Below are 19457 nucleotides of genomic sequence, written 5' to 3' on the forward strand. Positions count from 1 at the left end.
ATCGAATTTGCTGGCCGATCTTTCCTACTGGCAGCTGGCCACCCTCACCCTGGCCAGCTTCTTTGGTTCGTTAATGAGTGCTGCCCTGGGCGTGGGTGGCGGCTCCTTTCTGATTATGGTGATGGCCAATATTCTGCCACCCCTGGCACTAATCCCAGTACACGGTGTGGTGCAGCTGGGCTCCAACAGCAGCCGCGCCTGGCTAACCCGCAAGCACCGGGAAAACAGTATCGTCGGTTGGTTTATTCTGGGGGCGGTGCTCGCCACCTTCGCTTCGGTGTGGCTGCTCAACAAAATGGACCCCCGCTGGATTCCAGTGGCGACCTCGTTTTTTATTCTCTATTTGAGCTGGGGGCCAATGCCCAAAATTAATTTGGGCCGCAGCCCGGCGGGTTTGGTAACCGGTGGCCTGGCCACCACCATTGCCACCATGTTGGTGGGCGCCTCCGGGCCACTGGTCTCGGCCTGGCTTGGCCGCGATGGGCCCAGTAAGTGGCACTACACTGCCAACTTTTCCACCTGCATGGTGGTGCAACACCTGCTGAAAATTTTAGCCTTTGGCTTTGCCGGATTCGTCTTCACACCCTGGCTGCTGCTGCTCGGATTAATGCTAGTGGCCGCCTGGCTGGGCACCCGGGTCGGTTTGAAGTTACTGGATAAACTGCCCGAAAAACATTTCAAAATTGTTTTTCGCTGGCTGTTAACACTGCTGGCCCTTCGAATTCTTTTCCGCTTTTTCACCACCGCCTTTTAATAAAAAAGGCAGGCAAAAACAGTTAATGTTGTGCCAGCCAGTCAATGATTTTCGGCCGCAGGCCAGCCAGCCCTTTGTAGGCAATAATCGGCTCGGGCGTGGTCGCCAGAACTTGGGCGAGCAGCTGCCGCCACTGCCGATTGGCAACCAACTCATTGAGGGTTAAAAAGTAGGTTCGGATATGGAAGAAGATAAAACCGGATTCCGGCAACCGCTCCAACACCTGGTGCTCTACACGCAAATTGAGTTTATCGCCGAAATCACACTCGGCCAGGCTATCCCGGTCATTGCGCCACTCGGCGTACGCCTCCATCGACATATCCAGCCGCGGGTAGACACACAGCCCCCAATTTTTGCGGCGCACCGGTTGCGCCGCTGGCATACGCAAGAGATATTTCAGAGAGCGGGGAAATACCTGGTAATCATCCGGCACCGGCGCATGCCACTCTAAAAAATCCATACCAAAGGTTTCCGCCAGCGACCATCCGGCCGGGCCGGTGACCACACCCCCTTCGATAAAGAGATTCTCTTTTTTCTGCTCAAGCAGCACCCAATCACCTGGGACAGTACGGGCGACAAACAGCAGCGGCGACATCCCGAGGCTCACCGCATCCCCAAAAATGAAATTATTTTGGTTCTGCGTTAACTTGTTTTGCCAATGCCAAACATCATCCTCAACCGAGAGGAAAAAATAGTTGGGGAAGTCGGCAGCCAATTGCCGAGTCACCTGGGCAAGCAACTCCCAGGCGGCAGGCTCAGCACTCTCCGCCAGAATAAAATGGTGCAGATTTTTAGCTAACACCCGCTCGCGCTCGGCTAATTCCGACAGATAAAACTCATCGATATCAAAATAGAATTCATTCACTGAGCCAGCAATGCCATTAGTCGCGTGCGGTTCGATGTTTACCGAGTAGCGAAAGGGAACCGACTTTTTTTGCTCAAAGGGGAAGGGAAAGCGGGCCACCGCCGCGGCACTATTCACTACCGTGCAGGGTGGGTAAAAAGATTGAACTGCTGTTGGCTCTGGCCGCATCAACACCACCGACTACCTCATTAACAACAACTGCTGCCCAAACCACCTTCAACGGCAGCCAGTTGATCAAACGGTGTGCTGCCACCACAACCGGGGAAGAGACCAAAGTGGCGAGAGAAGTCACCTATAAATTCAAAGTGCGGCGCAAAACGGGTGTTGGCCAGCATCTGCCAGCTGTTGCCACACACAGGAAAGATTCGGCCAGCATCAAGCACGTGGTGATCATCCAACATAAACTGGTGCGGCGCCTCGGCAATGGAGCCGCGGTAGATAACCGCCTGGCCGTAATCTTCGCAGGCGCTGTCGAGCTTGGGCAGTTTAAAGAGCCGATAAGTGGCCGACATAAATTGAATCATACCCAGCTTGGCTTGCAGCTCGACATCGGTCACCGCCAGCGGCCGGCACTCCACCAGGCGCGGATCAAGAAATCCCTGGCGCTTAGCGATGGTCATAAAATCGTTCCAGTAAAGGGCACCGCCCAAACACTCGCCCACCAGCACCGGATCGTTGGCTACTGCTTCCGGCACCCGACGGTCGGCGTAGACATCGGAAAAATAGAGTTCACCGCCCTCTTTCAGCAGGCGATAAGCACCGGCAATAACGGCGTCCTTATCGGGTGACAGATTAATCACACAGTTGGAGACAACCACATCAAAACTGCCGGGCGCTAAATCCAATTCATCCAGGCGCTCGATATAACCCTGTAGAAACTGCACATTATCGAAACCGAACTGCTCGGCGTGATAGGTTTGATGTTGACGGGCCACCGCCAACTGTTCGTCGGTCATATCGACACCCACCACCGATCCTTCCGGCCCCGCCAGTTGCGCCAGGGCATAAACATCGCGTCCGCTGCCACAGCCGAGATCCAGCACCCGGGCACCACGCAACTGCGCCGGGCAGACCAGGCCACAACCGTAATAACGGGAGAGCACCTCCGGGTGGATGTTGCTTAACAGTGGTTTCAACCACTCCGGTACACTGCTGGCGTCGCAACAGGCGTCTGTTTTTAAGTCATCGGACGACTGCAACTGCTTACCGTAATAATCTTTCACCCAATCGTGGTTACTCATAAGGGTTAACCTCAAACAGTTTAAGCTCCTGCTGCCACGCTTGTGGCAGCCAGTGTAAATCTTCGGCGGTATCGATATCCGCCAGCGGCGGCAACTCCAGCCAACGCCAATCCAGCTCCCGCATGCGCTGGCGGGTCTGCTCGGCCACCCGCGCCGTACTCCAGGTAATATTTTCAAATATGGCCGGCCGGTATTCGCGCATGGCCAGGGCCACATAGCCGCCGTCCAACGCTGGAATCATACAGGCATCGTAATCCTGCAGGCTGCTGGCCATCTCTCTTAGCAGCTCTGCACTCAGCGCTGGGCAATCGGTACCCATCACCAACACCGGGCGTTGAGCCCGGGCACAGGCGCGGGCCATCCGCTCACCCAGGTCGCCCTCGCCCTGTTCACAAAATTCGAACACCTCTGGCCAGGGATAGGCCGCAGCATACAACCAATCGGCCGGCGTATAGCAGAAGTGCACCCGGCCTAACCCAAGTTGACTGGCCTCGGCCACTGTTCGCTGCAGCAGCCGCTCGGCGAGTTGCGCCGCCCGCTCTGCCCCTAATGCCGGAATCAACCGGGTTTTGGCAAAGCCGGGTTTGGGCTGCTTGGCAAAAATAATTACTTCTGTCATCGGCTCTCAGGTATTAAATGGTGATCCGGAAATCAGCGATAGAGTTTCGCCAGGTGCGCAGGATTTACGCCCAACCAATAGAGCAGGCGCAGGCGCCACATCAACAAAATGGTCGGCACTACGCCTCGGCTCAACCAGCGACGACCGGAGGTAACCACCCGCGCTTTAAGGCAAACCGGTGGTGTAATTTTTTTTAAGCGCCGGCAGAGCTCAATATCTTCCATCAAGGCGATATTGGCAAAGCCGTGCAGTTGTTGAAAGAGCGAGCGCCTGACAAAAATCGCCTGGTCACCGGTAGCAATACCGGTAAGGCGTGATCGCCAGCGCATCAGCCGGGCGATTACGGGCAGCAGCCAGTGCTCACCCGTGATGGTTACATCAAACCGCCCCCACCCCGCTTTGGGGTTATCGAGCGCCCGGATTATTTCGCCACAGGCGTTAGCGGGTAGTTGGGTATCGGCGTGTAAGAAGAGCAATATATCAGCCTCGGCCAAGGCCGCACCGGTGTTCATCTGCCGCGCCCGGCCGCGTTCACTCACCACCACATTCAAACCCGCCTGCTGCAACAGGCCAACCGTATTATCACTGCTGCCACCATCCACCAGCAGCAACTGGCAATCACTCAAATGCTCCAGCTGGGCCAGCAACTCAGGCAGTTGCTGGGCTTCATTCAGTACCGGTACCACCACCGCAATTTGGGCAACCATAACCAATCCTATCCCGGCTTATTAGCCAGGTCGTTCAGGCGCCAGTCGTATTCCAAAAAGCGCAGTTTAAACTCACCCGCCTGCAGCCGTTTTTCGGCCTGATCACTCAACCCCAAATCAGAACTATAAGCCAATAGAAATTGGTCCAGGGAGTGGTAATCCAACCACCCTTTTTCAAAATCGCCCCGATACCATTTAAAAATTGCCGAGAGTTCCAACACCTTACCCGCCTGCCGGTTTTGTGTTCGATCGGCCAGAAACTGGCGGGTTTGCGCCTGCAGCTGCTGATCCAAGCGATCCGCCGTATAGGCCTCCTGTCGCAAAGGCGGGCAGCCAACGCTTGCGCAATTGAGCGCAAAGTGAATACGTAGTTCCTCATAGCGCCCCGAAGCCCGAATCATTCCATGTTCGATCCCATCCAACGAGACCACTTCGCCCAGCAGGGGAATAAAGGCCTTTTTCCAGGGCGACTGCAACAGGCTACCAATATCGCGGATACTCTCTACCGGGTAGTTCTCCACCACCAGCTGAATGGTCCAGGCGTTATAGGCATTGATTAAAAAAGCCAGACGCTCATCTTTTGGCCAGTTTTGAAAATCGGCGCGACTCACCCGGCTTAGCGAAACCAGATAGGGCTGTAGGGCGGCACTATCGTTTTTAATTTTCTGATAATCGACCCAGGTGTGTTTATGCTTGTCGACCACCACATAGCTTTTTAAAACGTTATCCCAAAGGGCGTGATCAAAGCCCGTAACGGGGTCAGCCATTAGCGGCATAGTGGCTACACTTAATAACAGCGCGAATAGCAATCGAACCACTCACCTAACCCCGGCGCCACTGGTGGTACCTCGCCACCCAGCGCAATAATTTTTTCGGTGCCCGCGCCTTTTTCCATTCACCGGCCGCGTACTTATTGGCCTCATTCCAGGTGGGATAGGGGTGAATGGTCGCCAATATTTTATTCAGGCCCAGCCCCCAACGCATGGCCAGAATAAATTCGGCAATTAATTCCCCGGCGTGGGGGCCAACGATAGTCACGCCGAGAATTTTATCCCTGCCGGGCGGGGTGAGCACTTTGATAAAACCGTAGTTGTCGGATTCCGTAATGGCACGGTCGAGATCGTCGATACCGTAGCGGCTCACCTCAAAGGCAACTCCCTGCGCTTCGGCCTCCTGTTCGTTTAAACCCACACGGGCCACCTCTGGGTCGGTATAGGTTACCCAGGGAATCACCCGGTAGTCCGCCTTGAATTTTTTAAACTGGCCAAACAGGGCATTCACCGAGGCATACCAGGCCTGATGAGCCGCCGTGTGGGTAAACTGGTAAGGCCCGGCAACATCGCCGGCGGCATAAATATTGGGGTAGAGGGTTTGCAGATACTCGTTGGTGGTCACCGTCTGCTGAGTGGCGATGCCTAACGCCTCCAAACCGTAGCCGGTTAAACGGGGTGCGCGCCCCAGGGCACAGATAATTTCATCGAAGCCGAGTCGTACACGCTCGCCAGCCGCTTCCGCCACCAGAAATTTTTGCCGCTGGCCGCCCGCCTCGTCACTCTCAACCGCAATCGCTTTATGGCCGGTTAAAACCTTAACCCCAGATTCCTTCAGGTGGGTTGCAACCAGTGTCGCGACATCGGCATCCTCCTTCAACAACAGCCGCTCGGCCATCTCTACCTGAGTCACCGCAACGCCCAGCCGGGCAAAGGCCTGGGCCAGTTCGCAACCGATGGGGCCGCCGCCCAACACCAATAAGCGCTCTGGCATCTCATCGCGCTCGGCAAATGTTTGCCATAGGCTATCGCTGGTCAACACACCCGCTTCCACCAACCCGGGAATCGGTGGCAGTAGCGGCTCGGCCCCGGCGGCAATAATGATCGAGCGGGTGGTTAATATCTGCTGCTGACCTTCGTGGTCGGTAATGGCGACCGTCCACGGGTCGACCAGTTGCGCGTGGCCAAGCTGCACATCCACCCCCATACCGCGGTAACGCTCGACGCTGTCGTGGGGCTCAATGGCTTTCACCACCGCCTGCACCCGCTCAAAAATTTTGCGAAAAGAGAGCTGCGGTGTTTGCGCCTGCAAGCCGTAGCTTTTCGCCCGGCGCATCGTCTCTGCCACGCGTGCGCTTTTGATCAATGCTTTACTGGGTACACAGCCATAGTTGAGGCAGTCGCCACCCATTTTGTGGCTCTCCACCAAGGTCACCTTGGCGCGCACCGTGGCGGCAATTAAAGCCGAAACCAAACCCGCCGCACCGGCGCCGATCACCACCAGATTGCGATCGAACTTTTTGGGCCGCGGCCATTTTTTATAAACCCGCATCGCCTGTAGCCGGGCCAGAACAAACTTGGCGATCAGCGGAAAAATACCCAGTAGCGTGAAGGAGGCCAGCAACTCAAAGGAGGCGATTTCACCTAGGCTGCTGACCTGTGCCAATTGGGTACCGGCATTTACATAAACAAAAGTACCAGCCAGCATGCCTACCTGGCTCACCCAATAGAAGGTCCAGCCGCGAATGGGGGTTAAGCCCATCACCAGATTAATAATAAAAAAGGGTACCGCCGGCACCAGGCGCAGGCTGAGCAGATAAAAGGCCCCATCGCGCTCGATGCCCTTGTTAATCGCCCGCAGTCGAGCACCAAATTTTGCCTGCACCCAATCGTGCAGCAGATAACGGGAGACAAAAAAGGCAGCCGTGGCTCCAATGGAGGAGGCGAAGGAGACAATCACCAACCCCCACAGCAAACCAAACAGCGCACCGCCGGCCAGAGTGAGCACTGCCGCCCCCGGCAGCGACAGCGCCGTTGCCACCACATAGACAAAAAAGAAGAGAATCGCCAGGCCAACAAAGGAGTCATCCCGCCATGCCTCCAATGTTGCCAGGCTCGACCTGATGCCTTCGAGGGTTAGATAGTCGCGTCCACCCAGGGCGACAAAGAGCACCACCAGAGCGATTAAAAGTGCGGCAATTGCGATTTTTTTCATATTTTTTACCGGCGCGGATTGCAGGTCCTGACCCAAAACACTAGGGCCTGTTAACACTAATTTAGCACCACTGCTGGAGGTCAGCTTTTTGTCCAGCTAGGCGCCAGACGTGCCATGTAGTGGGCCTACATAAGCGGCTGGCAACAACGCTGGGCAAAAAGCTGGCCCCAGCCCGAAGGGTTGAGCTTGATATGAGCTCGCTCGTTGTTGCTCACCGCTGATTTGGGCCCACCAAACTACGCGGCTCGCGCCTAGATCGAGCTCATTTCGAGCTCAACAGAGGTGCTAAATTAGTGTTAACAGGCCCTAGCTCAAGGCGCCACCACAGCTGGAGCCACTGCCGGCAATACAGCCATAGCAGTGATCGGCCACGGCAATGGGTTGGCCGTTGAGATCGTCGCGCAAGAGGTCGCGCAGCTGTTTGCGCCCGGCGCCCATGGGCAGCTCCAACTGCTGATTAAAATCACAATCGTAGAGCTGCCCCTGCCAGTCGACACTGACCAGAGTGCGGCACATCACCTGCGCTAAATTGGCGCTGTTCTGATTGGCTTTTAACAGCGCCAGGTAATCGTTAAACGTCCCCTTGGATATTAGCGTCGAGCCAAACCGTTTGATGGGCATATTGGCCAGGGCAAACAATGTATTAAATTCCACACCAAAATTTTGCCAGAGCTCCCGTTTGTAATCCTGCTCCAACTTGGTTTGATCCGGTGGCAGGCTCGGCCCCTGCGGATTGTAGACCAAGTTTAATTCAAGGCCGGTGCCGGGCTTGCCATAGCCCAGGCCATTGAGTTGCTGCAACCCGGCGATACTGCGGGCAAAAACACCGTCACCGCGTTGGCTGTCGACGTTATCCTGTGAGTAACAGGGCAGCGAGGCGACAATCTGTACCCGCTGCTCAGCCAAAAATTCAGCCAGCCCCTCCTGCCCTGGTTCGGAAAGAATGGTTAAATTGCAGCGATCCATCACCGTTACACCCAGGGCGCGCGCCTGGCTTACCAGGCGCTTAAACTGCGGGTGCAGCTCTGGTGCGCCACCAGTCAGATCCAACAGCTGTATGTTGCGCGCGGCCAACACCTCGGGAATTAATTCAATCAACTCATCCGACATCATCTCTTTGCGATCAGGCCCGGCATTAACATGGCAGTGCAGGCAGCGCTGATTGCAGCGATAACCCAAGTTCACCTGCAAGGTGGTCAAAGGCTGGCGACTAATGGCCGGAAAATCGGAAATTTCCAAGAGTGGTAGAGTTGCGTGCATGAAGTTCGCCTGCGTTAGAAATATAGAGTGAGAGCAAAATAGACGCTGCCGGTTCTCGAAGAAAGGCTTTTATGATCAATTTGTTAAAATTAGTCGGCCCAGTTTGCACTTTGGCAGTTTAATATTGAGCAGTTTACGCGCGCATGATTGCCCACTGTACAATCCGCTCACTATTGAACGGCATAAAAACCATTTAGGCCGTTACAACCAAAAACCATGACCAAGGGGAAACCTATGACCAGCACACCACCCAAGGCCGCTATTGGCATCATTGGCGGTAGTGGGCTCTATCAAATGGATGCTCTGAAAAATATCGAAGAGTACTCGCTGGAGACCCCTTACGGCACGCCATCGGAAGTTTTGGTCAGCGGCACCATCGACGATATTGCCGTGGTTTTTCTCGCCCGCCACGGTCGCGGCCACCGTTTGATCCCCTCCGAGGTGCCCTACCGGGCCAATATCTACGCGTTAAAAATGTGCGGCGTAAAATATCTGCTCTCCATCTCTGCGGTGGGCAGCCTGCAGGAGGAGTTGGCACCCAGGGATATGGTGATCCCCGATCAATTTATCGATCTTACCAAGTCACGTCAGAGTACTTTTTTTGGCCAGGGGGCCGTGGCCCACGTCTCCATGGCCGAACCGGTCTGCCCGACGCTTGCCGAGGTGCTGGCAGAGGCTGTGGCCGCGCTACCGGCCGAGCAGGCGGTCACCTGTCACCGTGGCGGTAGCTACGTCTGCATTGAGGGGCCACAATTCTCCAGCCTGGCGGAGTCGCACTGGTATCGCAGCATGGGGGCTTCGGTGATTGGCATGACCAACATGCCGGAGGCGAAATTGGCGCTGGAGGCACAAATCGCTTACGCCTCATTGGCCATGGTGACCGATTACGACTGCTGGCACCCGAAGGAGGACAACGTCTCGGCCGACATGGCTCTGGCCAACCTGTTTGAGAACGCCGGCAAGGCGCAAAAAATTGTTGCTGAGGTGGTGCAGCGCCTGGGTAGCCAGATGCCCGTCAGTGCTGCCCATCAGGCGCTGACCAAGGCACTGGTGACGCCATTCGAGCAGATGAGTGAAGCCACCCGCGCCCGGCTGCAGTTGCTGGCCACCTGAGGCCGCCTTAACGCGGCATAAAGGCCACTTTTTTTACTGTCTCCAGCGGCCGCGGCTCGGCAATGTAGTAGCCCTGCAGATAATCGACACCTATCTCCTCAAGCTGCTCGACAATCGCCTTGGATTCAACGAACTCGGCGATGGTTTTCAAACCCAGCTCATGGCCCAGAGTATTGATCGACTGCACCATCACCCGATCGACGCGATTGGTGGCAATGTCTTTAATAAATACACCGTCGATTTTCAAAAAGTCGACAGGCAGGTTTTTCAAATAGCCAAACGACGACAGGCCACTGCCAAAATCATCCAGCGAAAAGTAGCACCCCTTGGCCTTTAAGGCATTAATGAAGCGTTTGGCCGCCTCAAAATTGCCGATAGCGGCGGTCTCGGTGATTTCAAAACAGAGCGATGAACCTTCTACGCCATAGCGTTCAATAAACGCTGTAATTTCGTTCAAACAGCTCTTATCGCTGATGGTGGCACCAGATAAATTAATAGCGCACATTAACGGCTCAGTGGTGCCCTGCTTCTGATGATCGCCAAGCCAAGCCAGGGTGTTTTTCACCACCCACATATCCACCTCTTGAATCAGGCTGTAGCGCTCGGCGGTGGGAATAAATGCCCCCGGCGGCACCAGCTTGCCATTTTCCGCGAGCATGCGTACAAACACCTCCACGTGCAGAGATTCATCGGCACTCGGTTGTAAAGGGGCAATAGGCTGGCAGAAGAGGCGCAACATATCCTGGTCGAGGGCGTGGCGAATTTTGGAGACCCATTGAATCTGCCCACGCCGCTCGGCCAGTTCCAAATCGTTGGGCCGATAGAGATTAACCCGGTTGCGGCCGTCATCCTTGGCGGCGTAACAGGCGGAGTCGGCCAGACTCATCAGCTTGGGCAGGCTGGGGGTATCCTGATTAATTTTAACCAGGCCGATACTGGCGCCCACGCTGAACTGCTTACCCCCCCAGGAGAAGCGAAATGCAGCAATGGCTTCGCGAATGATCTCGGCCAGACGAATACCGTTCTCCTCATCGCAGTTGTGCAGCAGCACCGCGAATTCATCGCCGCCCAAGCGCGCCAGGGTATCGTCGCCGCGCAATTGGCGTTTGATCAGCTGTGCGATTTGGCGCAACAACTCGTCACCTGCCTGGTGGCCACAGGTATCGTTGACAAACTTAAAACGGTCGAGATCCAAAAAGCCGAGAATATGCTGCTCTTTGGTGGCGGCACTGCGGCTGATCAGCTTCTGGGCGGCCACTTCAAAACCGCTGCGATTCAGTATGCCGGTGAGGTTGTCGTGGGTGGCCTGGTAGGAGAGCTGGCGCTGCAGTGCCCGGGCGCTGGTCACATCGTGGAAGACCACCACCGCACCAAAGACATGGCCATATTTATCTTTGATCGGCGCCATGGTGTAGCTGACGGCATGCTCAATACCATTGCGACTGACCAGTGTCGCCTGGCTAAAGTCTTCGTTGAGACTTCGGCCGGTCAACACTTTATTGAGCAATTGACGGCTGTCCATCCCCTCTTGCTCAGTGCGATAAACCTTCTCAAACGGGCAGTTGGAGGCGCTGGCCAGGTCCCAGTCGGTCAGCCGCTCGGCGGCCGGATTTAAATAGACGATCAGCCCGTGCTGATCGGTGGTGATCACACCGTCGGCGATGGAACCCAGAGTGACCAGTGCCCGCTCCTGCTCCTTAAACAACTGCTCTTCAATCTGGCGTTTGTCATGCACATCGCGAAACACCGCCGTGTATTGGTCCGAGCCATTGGCCACCCCTTCGGTTACGGTCACCTCCATGCGAAATGGCCCCTGACCACGGCGCAACCCCAGGGTCTCTACCGTCTTATCCAACTCCATGTATTCAAACAGATCGAGCGGACCGGACTGGCGGATTTTACGGTTGCTCTCAAACAAGCTCTGTACCGGGCGCCCCACCGCCGCCACCGCATGAGTATTGAAGATCTGCTCGGCGGCCGGGTTGAGACTGGTCAGTATGCCCTGCTTATCAAAGGTGACGATGCCATCGCGGATATCGCGCACGATGGCCTGAGTCTGTTTCACGGCGTTTTCCAGCGCAACCATCACCCGGTTGTAGCGCTCGGCAATCTGGCCCACCTCGGTGAAGGGCACCACCGGCACCCGGCCGCTGATGTCAGCGCTTTGCTCCTGGTTGTCCATGGCTCGCAGCAGGTCGTGCAGGTCGGTTCTGGCGCCGTGCTCGGCAATATTGAGCCCCTCGCGCTCGGCCTCCACACTCACCCGCAGTGGTTTTATGCGGTTGTAGGTACCCAGCACCAGCAGGGCCACGCCGAACGACCAGGCGCCAATCACCAGCACCCCCAACGCCTGGGCGCCGAGCTGCTGCCAAAAACTGAGCCCGGTGTTGAGCGACTCCGGGTTACCAAACAGCGCCACCGCCAAGGTGCCCCAAATACCGGCACCCAGGTGTACACCAATTGCGCCGACGGCATCGTCAAAGCGGGCGCGCAACAACCACTGGTCGACAATGATCATTACCAGCGCGCCGATACTGCCAATAATGGCCGCCGCCAGGGATGAGACCGCATGACAGCCAGCGGTGATGGCCACCAGCCCAGCCAGGCAACCGTTGATGGGGGTGAACAATGGATCCAGAGTTGGCCACTTACTGATGCGTTCGAAGAGGTAGGCGGCCGAAGCACCAGCCGCCGCCGCCAACATAGTATTGACGATAATGGCCGGCACCTTGCCGTTCAGGCTAAGCGTGCTGCCGCCGTTAAAGCCGACCCAGCCGACAATAAAAAACAACAAACCGATAAAGGCCAGATGAACGTTGCTGGCGGTCATGCGCTGCACCATGCCATCGACAAAACGCCCCTCCCGGGCGCCAATCAACAGCACCCCCACGGCCGCCACCCAGCCACCCAGACTGTGCACCACGGTCGAGCCGGCGAAGTCGACAAAACCGAGCCCGGCCAGCCAACCAGGCGAGCCGTTGATCGCCCCCGACCAGGCCCAGTGGCCCGCCACCGGATAGATAACCACGGTGATCAGTGCCGCAATCAACAGATAGCCGTGAAATTCAATGCGTTCCGCCACGGCACCGGAAACCACCGTTACCGCCGTGGAACAGAACATCGCCTGGAAGAAGAAAAACGCACCGATTTGCGGGGAGGCCTGATGAAAATCCATGGCAAAACGGCTGGCGCCCACCAAGCCATGGACACTCTGGCCATACATCAAACCAAAACCCACCAACCAAAAGAGCAAGGTCGCCAACACGAAGTCGGCGGCGTTTTTCATGGCGACATTGATGGAATTTTTCGAGCGGGTCACACCGGATTCAAAACAGAGGAAGCCGAGCTGCATAATCAGCACCAGCACCCCCGAAAAAACTACCCAGAAAACGTCACCAATATTTGTGGTGTTATTCATACACTGTCGGCTCTATCGTCTTTGACTCGTCACTCCGTAACGGCCGTAGAGTTCCCATAATTACACTATCCGATTAAGAGCCATGCTCAAGCTGAGTCTGCTGCAGCAGCACGCTCAACACTATCGATTTAATGCGGTGTTCGATTACTGCGGTATTCGATTAATGCTCTGTGGATCTTAATGACTGTTCATCTATCCGCAACGCTGGTGCAGTGAATTACGGCTCCCTGACACGCAGCTCAGACACATCCTGTCCCCGGTTTTTACCGTCAAAGGGCTGAATTACGATTGAACGTGGGGGTGAATCCAAACAGCGGACATTGACGCTAACCCTATCGGGGTGAAAGCGCGGAGCATAAAAACTTTTATGCCACCAATTTTGCAACCCTATTTTGCAATCACGCTTCGCAAGAGGTGTGCTTGGCCAAGCCGGCATTAAAAGTATAGTTGGAAAGCTGATCGGCTCCGCGTAGCTGGTGAAATTTATCCTGCGTCACGGGCAAATGCAAAAATCCACTTTTCTGCGGCTTGAGCAGTTGCACTCATCCACCAACAAATCCTTATTCACTGCCACTGCCTTTATAAAGTATTTCCCTATCCTGCGCTTGAACTGTCATTTCGATCGAACCCAATTGCACACAACAAAAACTATCAACAACATCAAATTAAATTATTTTAACTATCAACGTATGTGACGGATACTTCTCCTCACGCCCCCCCTGGCACTAACCCAACTTTGGAGAAGCATCCATGAATCAGATCACTCAATACATCAGCCAAGCCATCCGCACCAGCCACAAAGGCGCCCAAACCACTGAGCAACGCAATCAACCGATGGAGTGCAACTACAGCAACAACTACTACGGCGACCAGGTGTGCCGTAACCGATGCTGCTAGTACCTCAATCTGCCCACCAAAAACGGTTCAACGCCAGCGCCAGAGCCTGCTCATCGGCAACCACCTGCGGCTGCCAATGGCCTGGCAGGCTGCCCTGGTAGGCAGGCGTTGTGTACCTGGGGTCGATCAGTACCACCGCAGCGCGGTCGGTTTCGGAGCGAATCACCCGCCCCCCCGCCTGCAAGACCTTGGCCAATCCGGGAATTCGAAAGCTGTAACTGTAGCCATCCCGCTGCCGTTGCTGCCAATAGGCCTGCAAGGTTTTAGCCGCCAGGTCCGGCTGCCCCATACCAGTGCCCACCACAATCACCCCCTGCAACACCCCACCAGGCAGGTCGACTGCCTCCGCCAACACCCCGCCCAGAACCGCCAGCACCAGGGTTTTCCCCTCGGCAGTGGTCAACGCCGCCAGTAGTGCCTCCTTTTGCGCCGGGTCTGAGTCAGCGGTTTGTTGAAGCAAGCGCCATTCGGGTAACGCCTCAGCCAGCGGCTCGGCGACACTGGCCAAGTAGGCGAACGACGGCATAAAGAGCAGATAGTTGCCACCACCGGCACGACAAACTTTGGCAATTAGTGCCACCAAAGCGGGCAAACTCGCAGCCCGCGCTCGCCAACGGGTATCGACAAACGGAGCAATCAAAGTCAGGCGGTTGCGTTCGGGAAAGGCGCTGGCCAGCGGCAGGTGGTGCAACTGCTGCTCGTCGAGCCCAGCCCAGCCCAGGTTGTCGAGGTAGTAAGGCAGTGGCGACAGGGTTGCGGAAAAGCCCACCAGCGCCCGCACCTCCGCCGCCCGCGCAGCCAAATAGCTGCCGGCATCGGCACTCCAGAGCAGACACACCACTGCACCGCCGGTCACCGTCACCTGGCTGAAATGGCTGTCGCCATAGAGCTCGGCCACCAACAAAAAACGGCGCAACGGCTGCAACGCCAACCCCAGGTCAACACCCGGCACCAGTAACCCACCCGCGGCAGGTTCCGTCGCCCGCCACTGCTCCACCGCCGCCAGTAGCGCCGTTAATTTCTCAAGCAGACGCTCGGGCGGCTTTTGCGGCAGAGGATAGTCGCCCTCCAGTTTGGCTGGAGCCAGCGCGCGCAGCGCCTGCTGACATTGGCGCAGGCTGCGCAGGCAGGCTTTCACACCCGTGGCCCCGGCCAGCGCCATCTCCACTTGGGTCAGTTGTTGAGTGCTTACCTCGGCCGATAACATCGCCCGGCCCCGCTCAGGGAGATTATGTACCTCATCCACCAGCAGCAGTCGTTGATTATTGTCCTGGTCAAACAGCGACAGACGCACCATCGGGTCGTACCAATAGTTCAGATCGCACACCACCCAGGCCATCCAGGGCAACATCTGCAGGGCCAGCTCAAACGGGCAGATCTGGTGTCGCTCGGCAATGGCGCTAATCGTCGGGCTGTCCAGCCAGCCCACCGCCAGGGCTTCATCCCTGGCCGCCGGCAGGCGATCGTAGAAGCCAATGCAGCGCGGGCAGTTCTCCTCCTCATCTGGGGGTGCGCTCGCCACACGACAGGGGCAGAGCTTGGCCTTGGCGGTCAACTGCACTAACGAGGGGGCCAGCCCTACCCCGCGCAGTACCGCCAGCGCCGACAACAACACCTGCTGCCCAGAGCCCTTGGCCGACAGCGCCACCACCTGTTTCACCAGGCTGTTGCCCAGGCTTTTCGCCGCCGGAAAGAGCACCGTCATGGTTTTACCACTGCCGGTGGGCGCCGTTACCAGCAGATGCGTGGACTCCCGCACACAGCGGTAGACATGTCGCGCCGCCGCCAGCTGCTGCGGCCGATAGTTAGCAAAGGGGAAATCGAGTGCCTGGCTGCTGACCACCACTGCCAAGTGCCGCTCGGCCACCCGTTGCAGCCAACGGCAGTAACTGGCCACCAGCAGCTCGGTGTAGCGGCCGAGATCGGCCAATGACAACACCTCACTTTGGCAGGCAAGCGCACCGGTGAGCAGGTCCATTCGGGTCACCTGAATGGTGATCGCGCTGGTATCCGCCAGTGCCAACTCTTGGCCCAACAGGTAGCCATAGACCTTGGCCTGAGCCCAGTGCAGCGTACCGGGCGGCTGTCGATGGGGGTCGCCGAGGCAGGTTTTCAGCTCCTCCACCCGCCATTGGCCGGACTCATCCTGGCGTACAAAATCGGCTCGCCCAGCCAACTCCAGGGTGATGCCCTCGATCAGTAACTGGCCGCGCAGGGTGCGCTCCGCTTGCCAAGGCGGTGGCCGCAGTTGGCGTAGGCGTTTGTGGCCGGCCATGCCCTGCTGGGCGGTGGGGCCGGCGACTGTGGCCGGGCGCAGGTCACCACTGGCCGCGGCAAAGGCTACCAGCTCGCCCACCGAAACTGAGTAGTGATCAAGCCTGCCAGACAACTTTCACCACCTGGTGGTCAATCCGGCGACTGGCGAAAAACTGTAGCCAACGGCGTTGATGGGGCTGCAACTTATCGCCCGGCCCCTTCACCTCCAGCCACTGGTAACCGCCGGCCTTGGGAAAGTGGATCAGGTCGGGCAGGCCCCGCCGCCGGCTCTCCAGGTCCTGCCAGAGATAGTCAAAAATCGCCAGCCAATCCCCGGCCGGAATACGCTCCAGCGCCAACACTAACAACGACTCTGGCAGCTGCCCCCAGTGGATGAGCGCATGATTGACCCCAAGCTTGGTGCGATAACGGGCCAACAGCTCCTCAACGGGTAACTTGCCATCGGTGGCTGCCTGCTGCGCCAGCCAATGGTCGACCTCCCTTTTCTGGGCACGACGGGCGTCGAGAAAGGTGGGCCAAAAGAGATCGTGAGGCTTACTCTGGAAGGGGTGGGAGAAGGCGCCGACCACCGGCGCAAAGATCACCGGCCAATAGGCCAGGGCAAACACCGCCAGCACCAGGCTGTTCTCTACGTAAAAGCAGGGGCCGCTGGCGGCAAAGTGGCTGGCCACCGCCCACTCGGGCAGGCGATCTCCCCAGGGGCCTTCACATTTGGGCAGGGTTAAGGTCACCACCGGCTCACTGTAGAGCGCGGGTTTAGGCCAGTAGCCGCAACTCAGTTTGCGCGCCGTGCGATGGCCAAAGCCCTCGGCAAACTCGCGTTCGTCGTCGCCCAGCGGCGCCGTCAGAATTTCCCGGCAGAGGCCGAGCGCCTGCTCCGGTAACCCCTGCTGTACCAGAATGCGGGCGGCCCGCTCCCGCGCCGGGTGGGCATCGACCTGGCGGTATAGCGCCAGCGCCTCCGGCAGTGCCGGCAACCGCTCCAAGGCCCGGGCCAGAGCGAGCTTTAAGCGCGCTACGCGCCGACGCAGGCGGGTATCGCTGGCGGCTACTGTGGGCAGGCGGGCAAGGAGTGAGGCAATCCCCTCGGCGGAGGGCTCGGTACATGCTTGCCATTCGGCCAGCAGCTGCTCTACCCGCATTTGCTGCTCGACTTGGTCCCAGCTCTGAAACAGGCGGGTGGCGCCGGTGAGGGGGTAGGTTTCATAACGGCTGAGCGCCAATTCGCGCAGCACAAATTCGCTCAAATCCTGGTGGGCATTACCAAAATAGAGCAGCTTTAACCACTCAAAGAGCGGCCGCACCAGCAACTGCACAATGGGCTCACCCGCCACCCGCGCCTGTTCGGCCGCTGTCAAATCGGCCAGTTGGGGGGCCAACCAGGTGTCCAACCGGGCGCGGGTGCATTGGTCAGCGATACCACGTTCCGGGCCCTCAGCCAGAAAACCCGCCCGCCACTTGGCCAGCCATTCAGCTTTATTGAAGAGCGGCAGCAGGCTGGCGACCGTTAGTTCGGGGTTAAGTGCCACAAATCCAACCTCGGCCAGCTGCTTGAGGGGCAGGGCCACCGGCCCGATTTCGACGTAGTTTAGTTTGCTCTGGCGGAAGCAGTCGCCCCGGCGCAGCAGCAGCCGCACCAGTAACGCCTGTGCCGGCTGTGGCAGCCCTGCCAGGCACGCCAAAAACTGGCGTATTGCCGGCGGCAGTAACGACGCGTACTGCAGCTCAACACCACGTAGCAGTTCGTGAAAATTGGCCAGATAGTAGTCGTCGCTGAGCGGCTTTAGAGGGGTTTGCATCTACTCACATCGGCTATAAAAGCAGCCGGCAATATCGGCCTTTTTTATATAACCAGTTAACAGGAACGGATTTATAGGCGCCGCAGCGCTCGAAAGTCATTCAGCGCTAGCCTACAATTTGTGAACAACATTGCCTAGCGAACCGACGCCCAGGCGGTCAACAAACTTGAGCGGGTCAGCCTGTGGCCGCAAACCTATGCAGAGGTAATGCGGCCAGTTGCGGGCCTGGGAGCCCGCGCTAACAACAGCCCCATCGGCTCGCGCACAGCCACTTCTCGCCATCGTTGCTCTGCTATCCAGACGCAGTGAGTCTGTGCCTGGAGACCTCTATCCGCAGCCAAGTGAGTGGGACCAAGGTCGGTATTCGTGTGTGCTACAGGTATTTCACACCGGATTAAGTGTTCATGACGTTAATCAGTTCCACCAAACAGGCCGTCAAACAGCTGCTCACCCGTATTGGCGTGCAGCCGGCAGCGCTGTTGCGCAGCCCGCTGGCATCACCCTATGCCCCCCGCCCAGTAACCGAAACCGGCGAGTGGCCAGCCTTTGAGCCGGCAACAGAAGCCCCCGAACCACACCCCTCCCAACACCTCGACCTGCGTTTGAAAGCACGCGACTATCGCGGCTCGAAAGATCGCCTCTACCGGGTGTTTGTGCCCAGTGGCTATAAACCATCACGGGCGGTGCCCCTGGTGATGGTGCTGCACGGCTGCCAACAGAACCATCTCGATATTGAAAAGATCAGCAACTTCAGTGCGCTGGCGGAGCGCGAGGGGTTTATCGTCGTCTACCCCTACATCACCAAATATGGCGGCATACGGGGCAAAAACTGTTGGGGCTGGTGGATGCCGAGTCAGACTCGGGCCGGCGCCGGCGAGGTGGAGGACCTCTGGCAAATTGTTGAAGAGGTGAAAAGCCAGTTCCACATTGACCCCAAGCGCATTCATGTTGCCGGCCTCTCATCCGGCGCGGGCATGGCGGTGGCGCTGATGGTTACCCACGGCCAGGGGCTGGCATCGGGCGCGTCGGTGGCCGGCGTGGCCTATGGCGAATCGGCCCACGCCGTCAACTTCTTTCGGCCACTCTCCCCCCACTATCGATCAGTCCCCACCCTGGTACGAACCATGGAAGATCAGATGGGCAGCGGCAAATTTAAAGTGCCGCTGCTGGTGATTCACTCCCGGGATGACTCGGTGGTGAATATCAAAGCGGCCAAGAATCTGCGCGACAGCTGGGCGCAGTGTTTCGACATTGCGCTGCACAAGAAATCGGGTATGCGCTCTGGCGAAACCGGCAACAGCCGCTGGCACCATACCCGCTACCGCTCAGCAAAACGCCGCTCCGAGCTGGAAACCCTCTGGCTGGAGGGCCCGGACCACGGCTGGTACGGTGGGCGCCCGGGGGCATTCAGCTACCCCAATGCGTTTAATATCTCTGAATTCATGTGGCGCTTCTTCAAGTCCCACGACAACGAAGCCCCTAGCTAGCGGACGGCAGATACCCATGGAAATCTATGTGCCAG

Annotated in this window: 14 protein-coding genes; 4 read left to right on the forward strand and 10 right to left on the reverse strand. The window is 57.5% G+C overall.

Annotated elements, in window-relative coordinates; all coding sequences use genetic code 11:
• The first annotated feature begins 7 nt into the window (after nt 1-7).
• Nucleotides 8-754 carry a sulfite exporter TauE/SafE family protein gene (locus SBL51_RS12030; protein ID WP_317931208.1) on the forward strand — a complete coding sequence of 249 codons (747 nt, stop codon included), beginning with the start codon at nt 8-10 and terminating at the stop codon, nt 752-754.
• Nucleotides 755-776: 22 nt separating this feature from the next.
• Here SBL51_RS12030 and SBL51_RS12035 read toward each other — a convergent pair whose 3' ends face one another.
• The 7 genes from SBL51_RS12035 to arsS form a co-directional block, all read right to left on the reverse strand.
• Nucleotides 777-1736 carry a DUF3445 domain-containing protein gene (locus SBL51_RS12035; RefSeq protein ID WP_317931209.1) on the reverse strand — a complete coding sequence of 320 codons (960 nt, stop codon included), beginning with the start codon at nt 1734-1736 and terminating at the stop codon, nt 777-779.
• Nucleotides 1737-1807: 71 nt separating this feature from the next.
• Nucleotides 1808-2860 carry a methyltransferase domain-containing protein gene (locus tag SBL51_RS12040; RefSeq protein ID WP_317931210.1) on the reverse strand — a complete coding sequence of 351 codons (1053 nt, stop codon included), beginning with the start codon at nt 2858-2860 and terminating at the stop codon, nt 1808-1810.
• Nucleotides 2853-3479, reverse strand: coding sequence for a TIGR04282 family arsenosugar biosynthesis glycosyltransferase (locus SBL51_RS12045; protein WP_317931211.1), 627 nt, complete (start codon nt 3477-3479; stop codon nt 2853-2855). Before SBL51_RS12045 ends, SBL51_RS12040 begins: the two co-directional genes overlap by 8 nt.
• A gap of 32 nt (nt 3480-3511) precedes the next feature.
• Nucleotides 3512-4186 carry a TIGR04283 family arsenosugar biosynthesis glycosyltransferase gene (locus tag SBL51_RS12050; RefSeq protein WP_317931212.1) on the reverse strand — a complete coding sequence of 225 codons (675 nt, stop codon included), beginning with the start codon at nt 4184-4186 and terminating at the stop codon, nt 3512-3514.
• 8 nt (nt 4187-4194) lie between these two features.
• A complete protein-coding gene (locus SBL51_RS12055) occupies nt 4195-4962 on the reverse strand; it encodes a DUF547 domain-containing protein (RefSeq protein ID WP_317931213.1) in 768 nt (255 codons plus the stop codon).
• Nucleotides 4963-5008: 46 nt separating this feature from the next.
• Entirely contained in the window at nt 5009-7171 is a 2163-nt protein-coding gene (locus SBL51_RS12060) for an FAD-dependent oxidoreductase (protein ID WP_317931214.1), read from the reverse strand.
• 306 nt (nt 7172-7477) lie between these two features.
• Nucleotides 7478-8431: an arsenosugar biosynthesis radical SAM (seleno)protein ArsS gene (arsS, locus tag SBL51_RS12065; protein WP_317931215.1), complete on the reverse strand. Its 954-nt coding sequence runs from the start codon at nt 8429-8431 to the stop codon at nt 7478-7480.
• 234 nt (nt 8432-8665) lie between these two features.
• On the opposite strand from arsS, the gene mtnP reads away from it, so the two are divergent.
• Nucleotides 8666-9544, forward strand: a complete 879-nt coding sequence (mtnP, locus tag SBL51_RS12070; RefSeq protein ID WP_317931216.1) for an S-methyl-5'-thioadenosine phosphorylase — start codon at nt 8666-8668, stop codon at nt 9542-9544.
• Nucleotides 9545-9551: 7 nt separating this feature from the next.
• On the opposite strand, the gene amt is transcribed toward mtnP, so the two are convergent.
• Nucleotides 9552-12962 carry an ammonium transporter gene (gene amt / locus SBL51_RS12075; protein ID WP_317931217.1) on the reverse strand — a complete coding sequence of 1137 codons (3411 nt, stop codon included), beginning with the start codon at nt 12960-12962 and terminating at the stop codon, nt 9552-9554.
• A 750-nt stretch (nt 12963-13712) separates the two neighbouring features.
• Between amt and SBL51_RS12080 the strand changes: the two genes are divergently transcribed.
• Nucleotides 13713-13859 carry a hypothetical protein gene (locus SBL51_RS12080; protein ID WP_317931218.1) on the forward strand — a complete coding sequence of 49 codons (147 nt, stop codon included), beginning with the start codon at nt 13713-13715 and terminating at the stop codon, nt 13857-13859.
• A 4-nt stretch (nt 13860-13863) separates the two neighbouring features.
• Here the strand turns inward: SBL51_RS12080 and SBL51_RS12085 are convergent, their stop codons facing one another.
• Together SBL51_RS12085 and SBL51_RS12090 are read right to left on the reverse strand one after the other, a co-directional pair.
• Nucleotides 13864-16248 (reverse strand): ATP-dependent DNA helicase, encoded by a 2385-nt coding sequence (locus tag SBL51_RS12085; protein ID WP_317931219.1) that lies wholly within the window; start codon nt 16246-16248, stop codon nt 13864-13866.
• The gene (locus tag SBL51_RS12090; protein ID WP_317931220.1) at nt 16232-17935 is read right to left on the reverse strand and encodes a VRR-NUC domain-containing protein; all 1704 of its coding nucleotides are present in this window, start codon (nt 17933-17935) and stop codon (nt 16232-16234) included. Before SBL51_RS12090 ends, SBL51_RS12085 begins: the two co-directional genes overlap by 17 nt.
• A 404-nt stretch (nt 17936-18339) precedes the next feature.
• Here SBL51_RS12090 and SBL51_RS12095 point away from each other — a divergent pair, with 404 nt between their 5' ends.
• Nucleotides 18340-19422: a PHB depolymerase family esterase gene (locus SBL51_RS12095; RefSeq protein ID WP_317931221.1), complete on the forward strand. Its 1083-nt coding sequence runs from the start codon at nt 18340-18342 to the stop codon at nt 19420-19422.
• Nucleotides 19423-19457: the final 35 nt, after the last annotated feature.

Source organism: Halioxenophilus sp. WMMB6, from assembly GCF_033283405.1.
Taxonomy (GTDB): domain Bacteria; phylum Pseudomonadota; class Gammaproteobacteria; order Pseudomonadales; family Cellvibrionaceae; genus Halioxenophilus.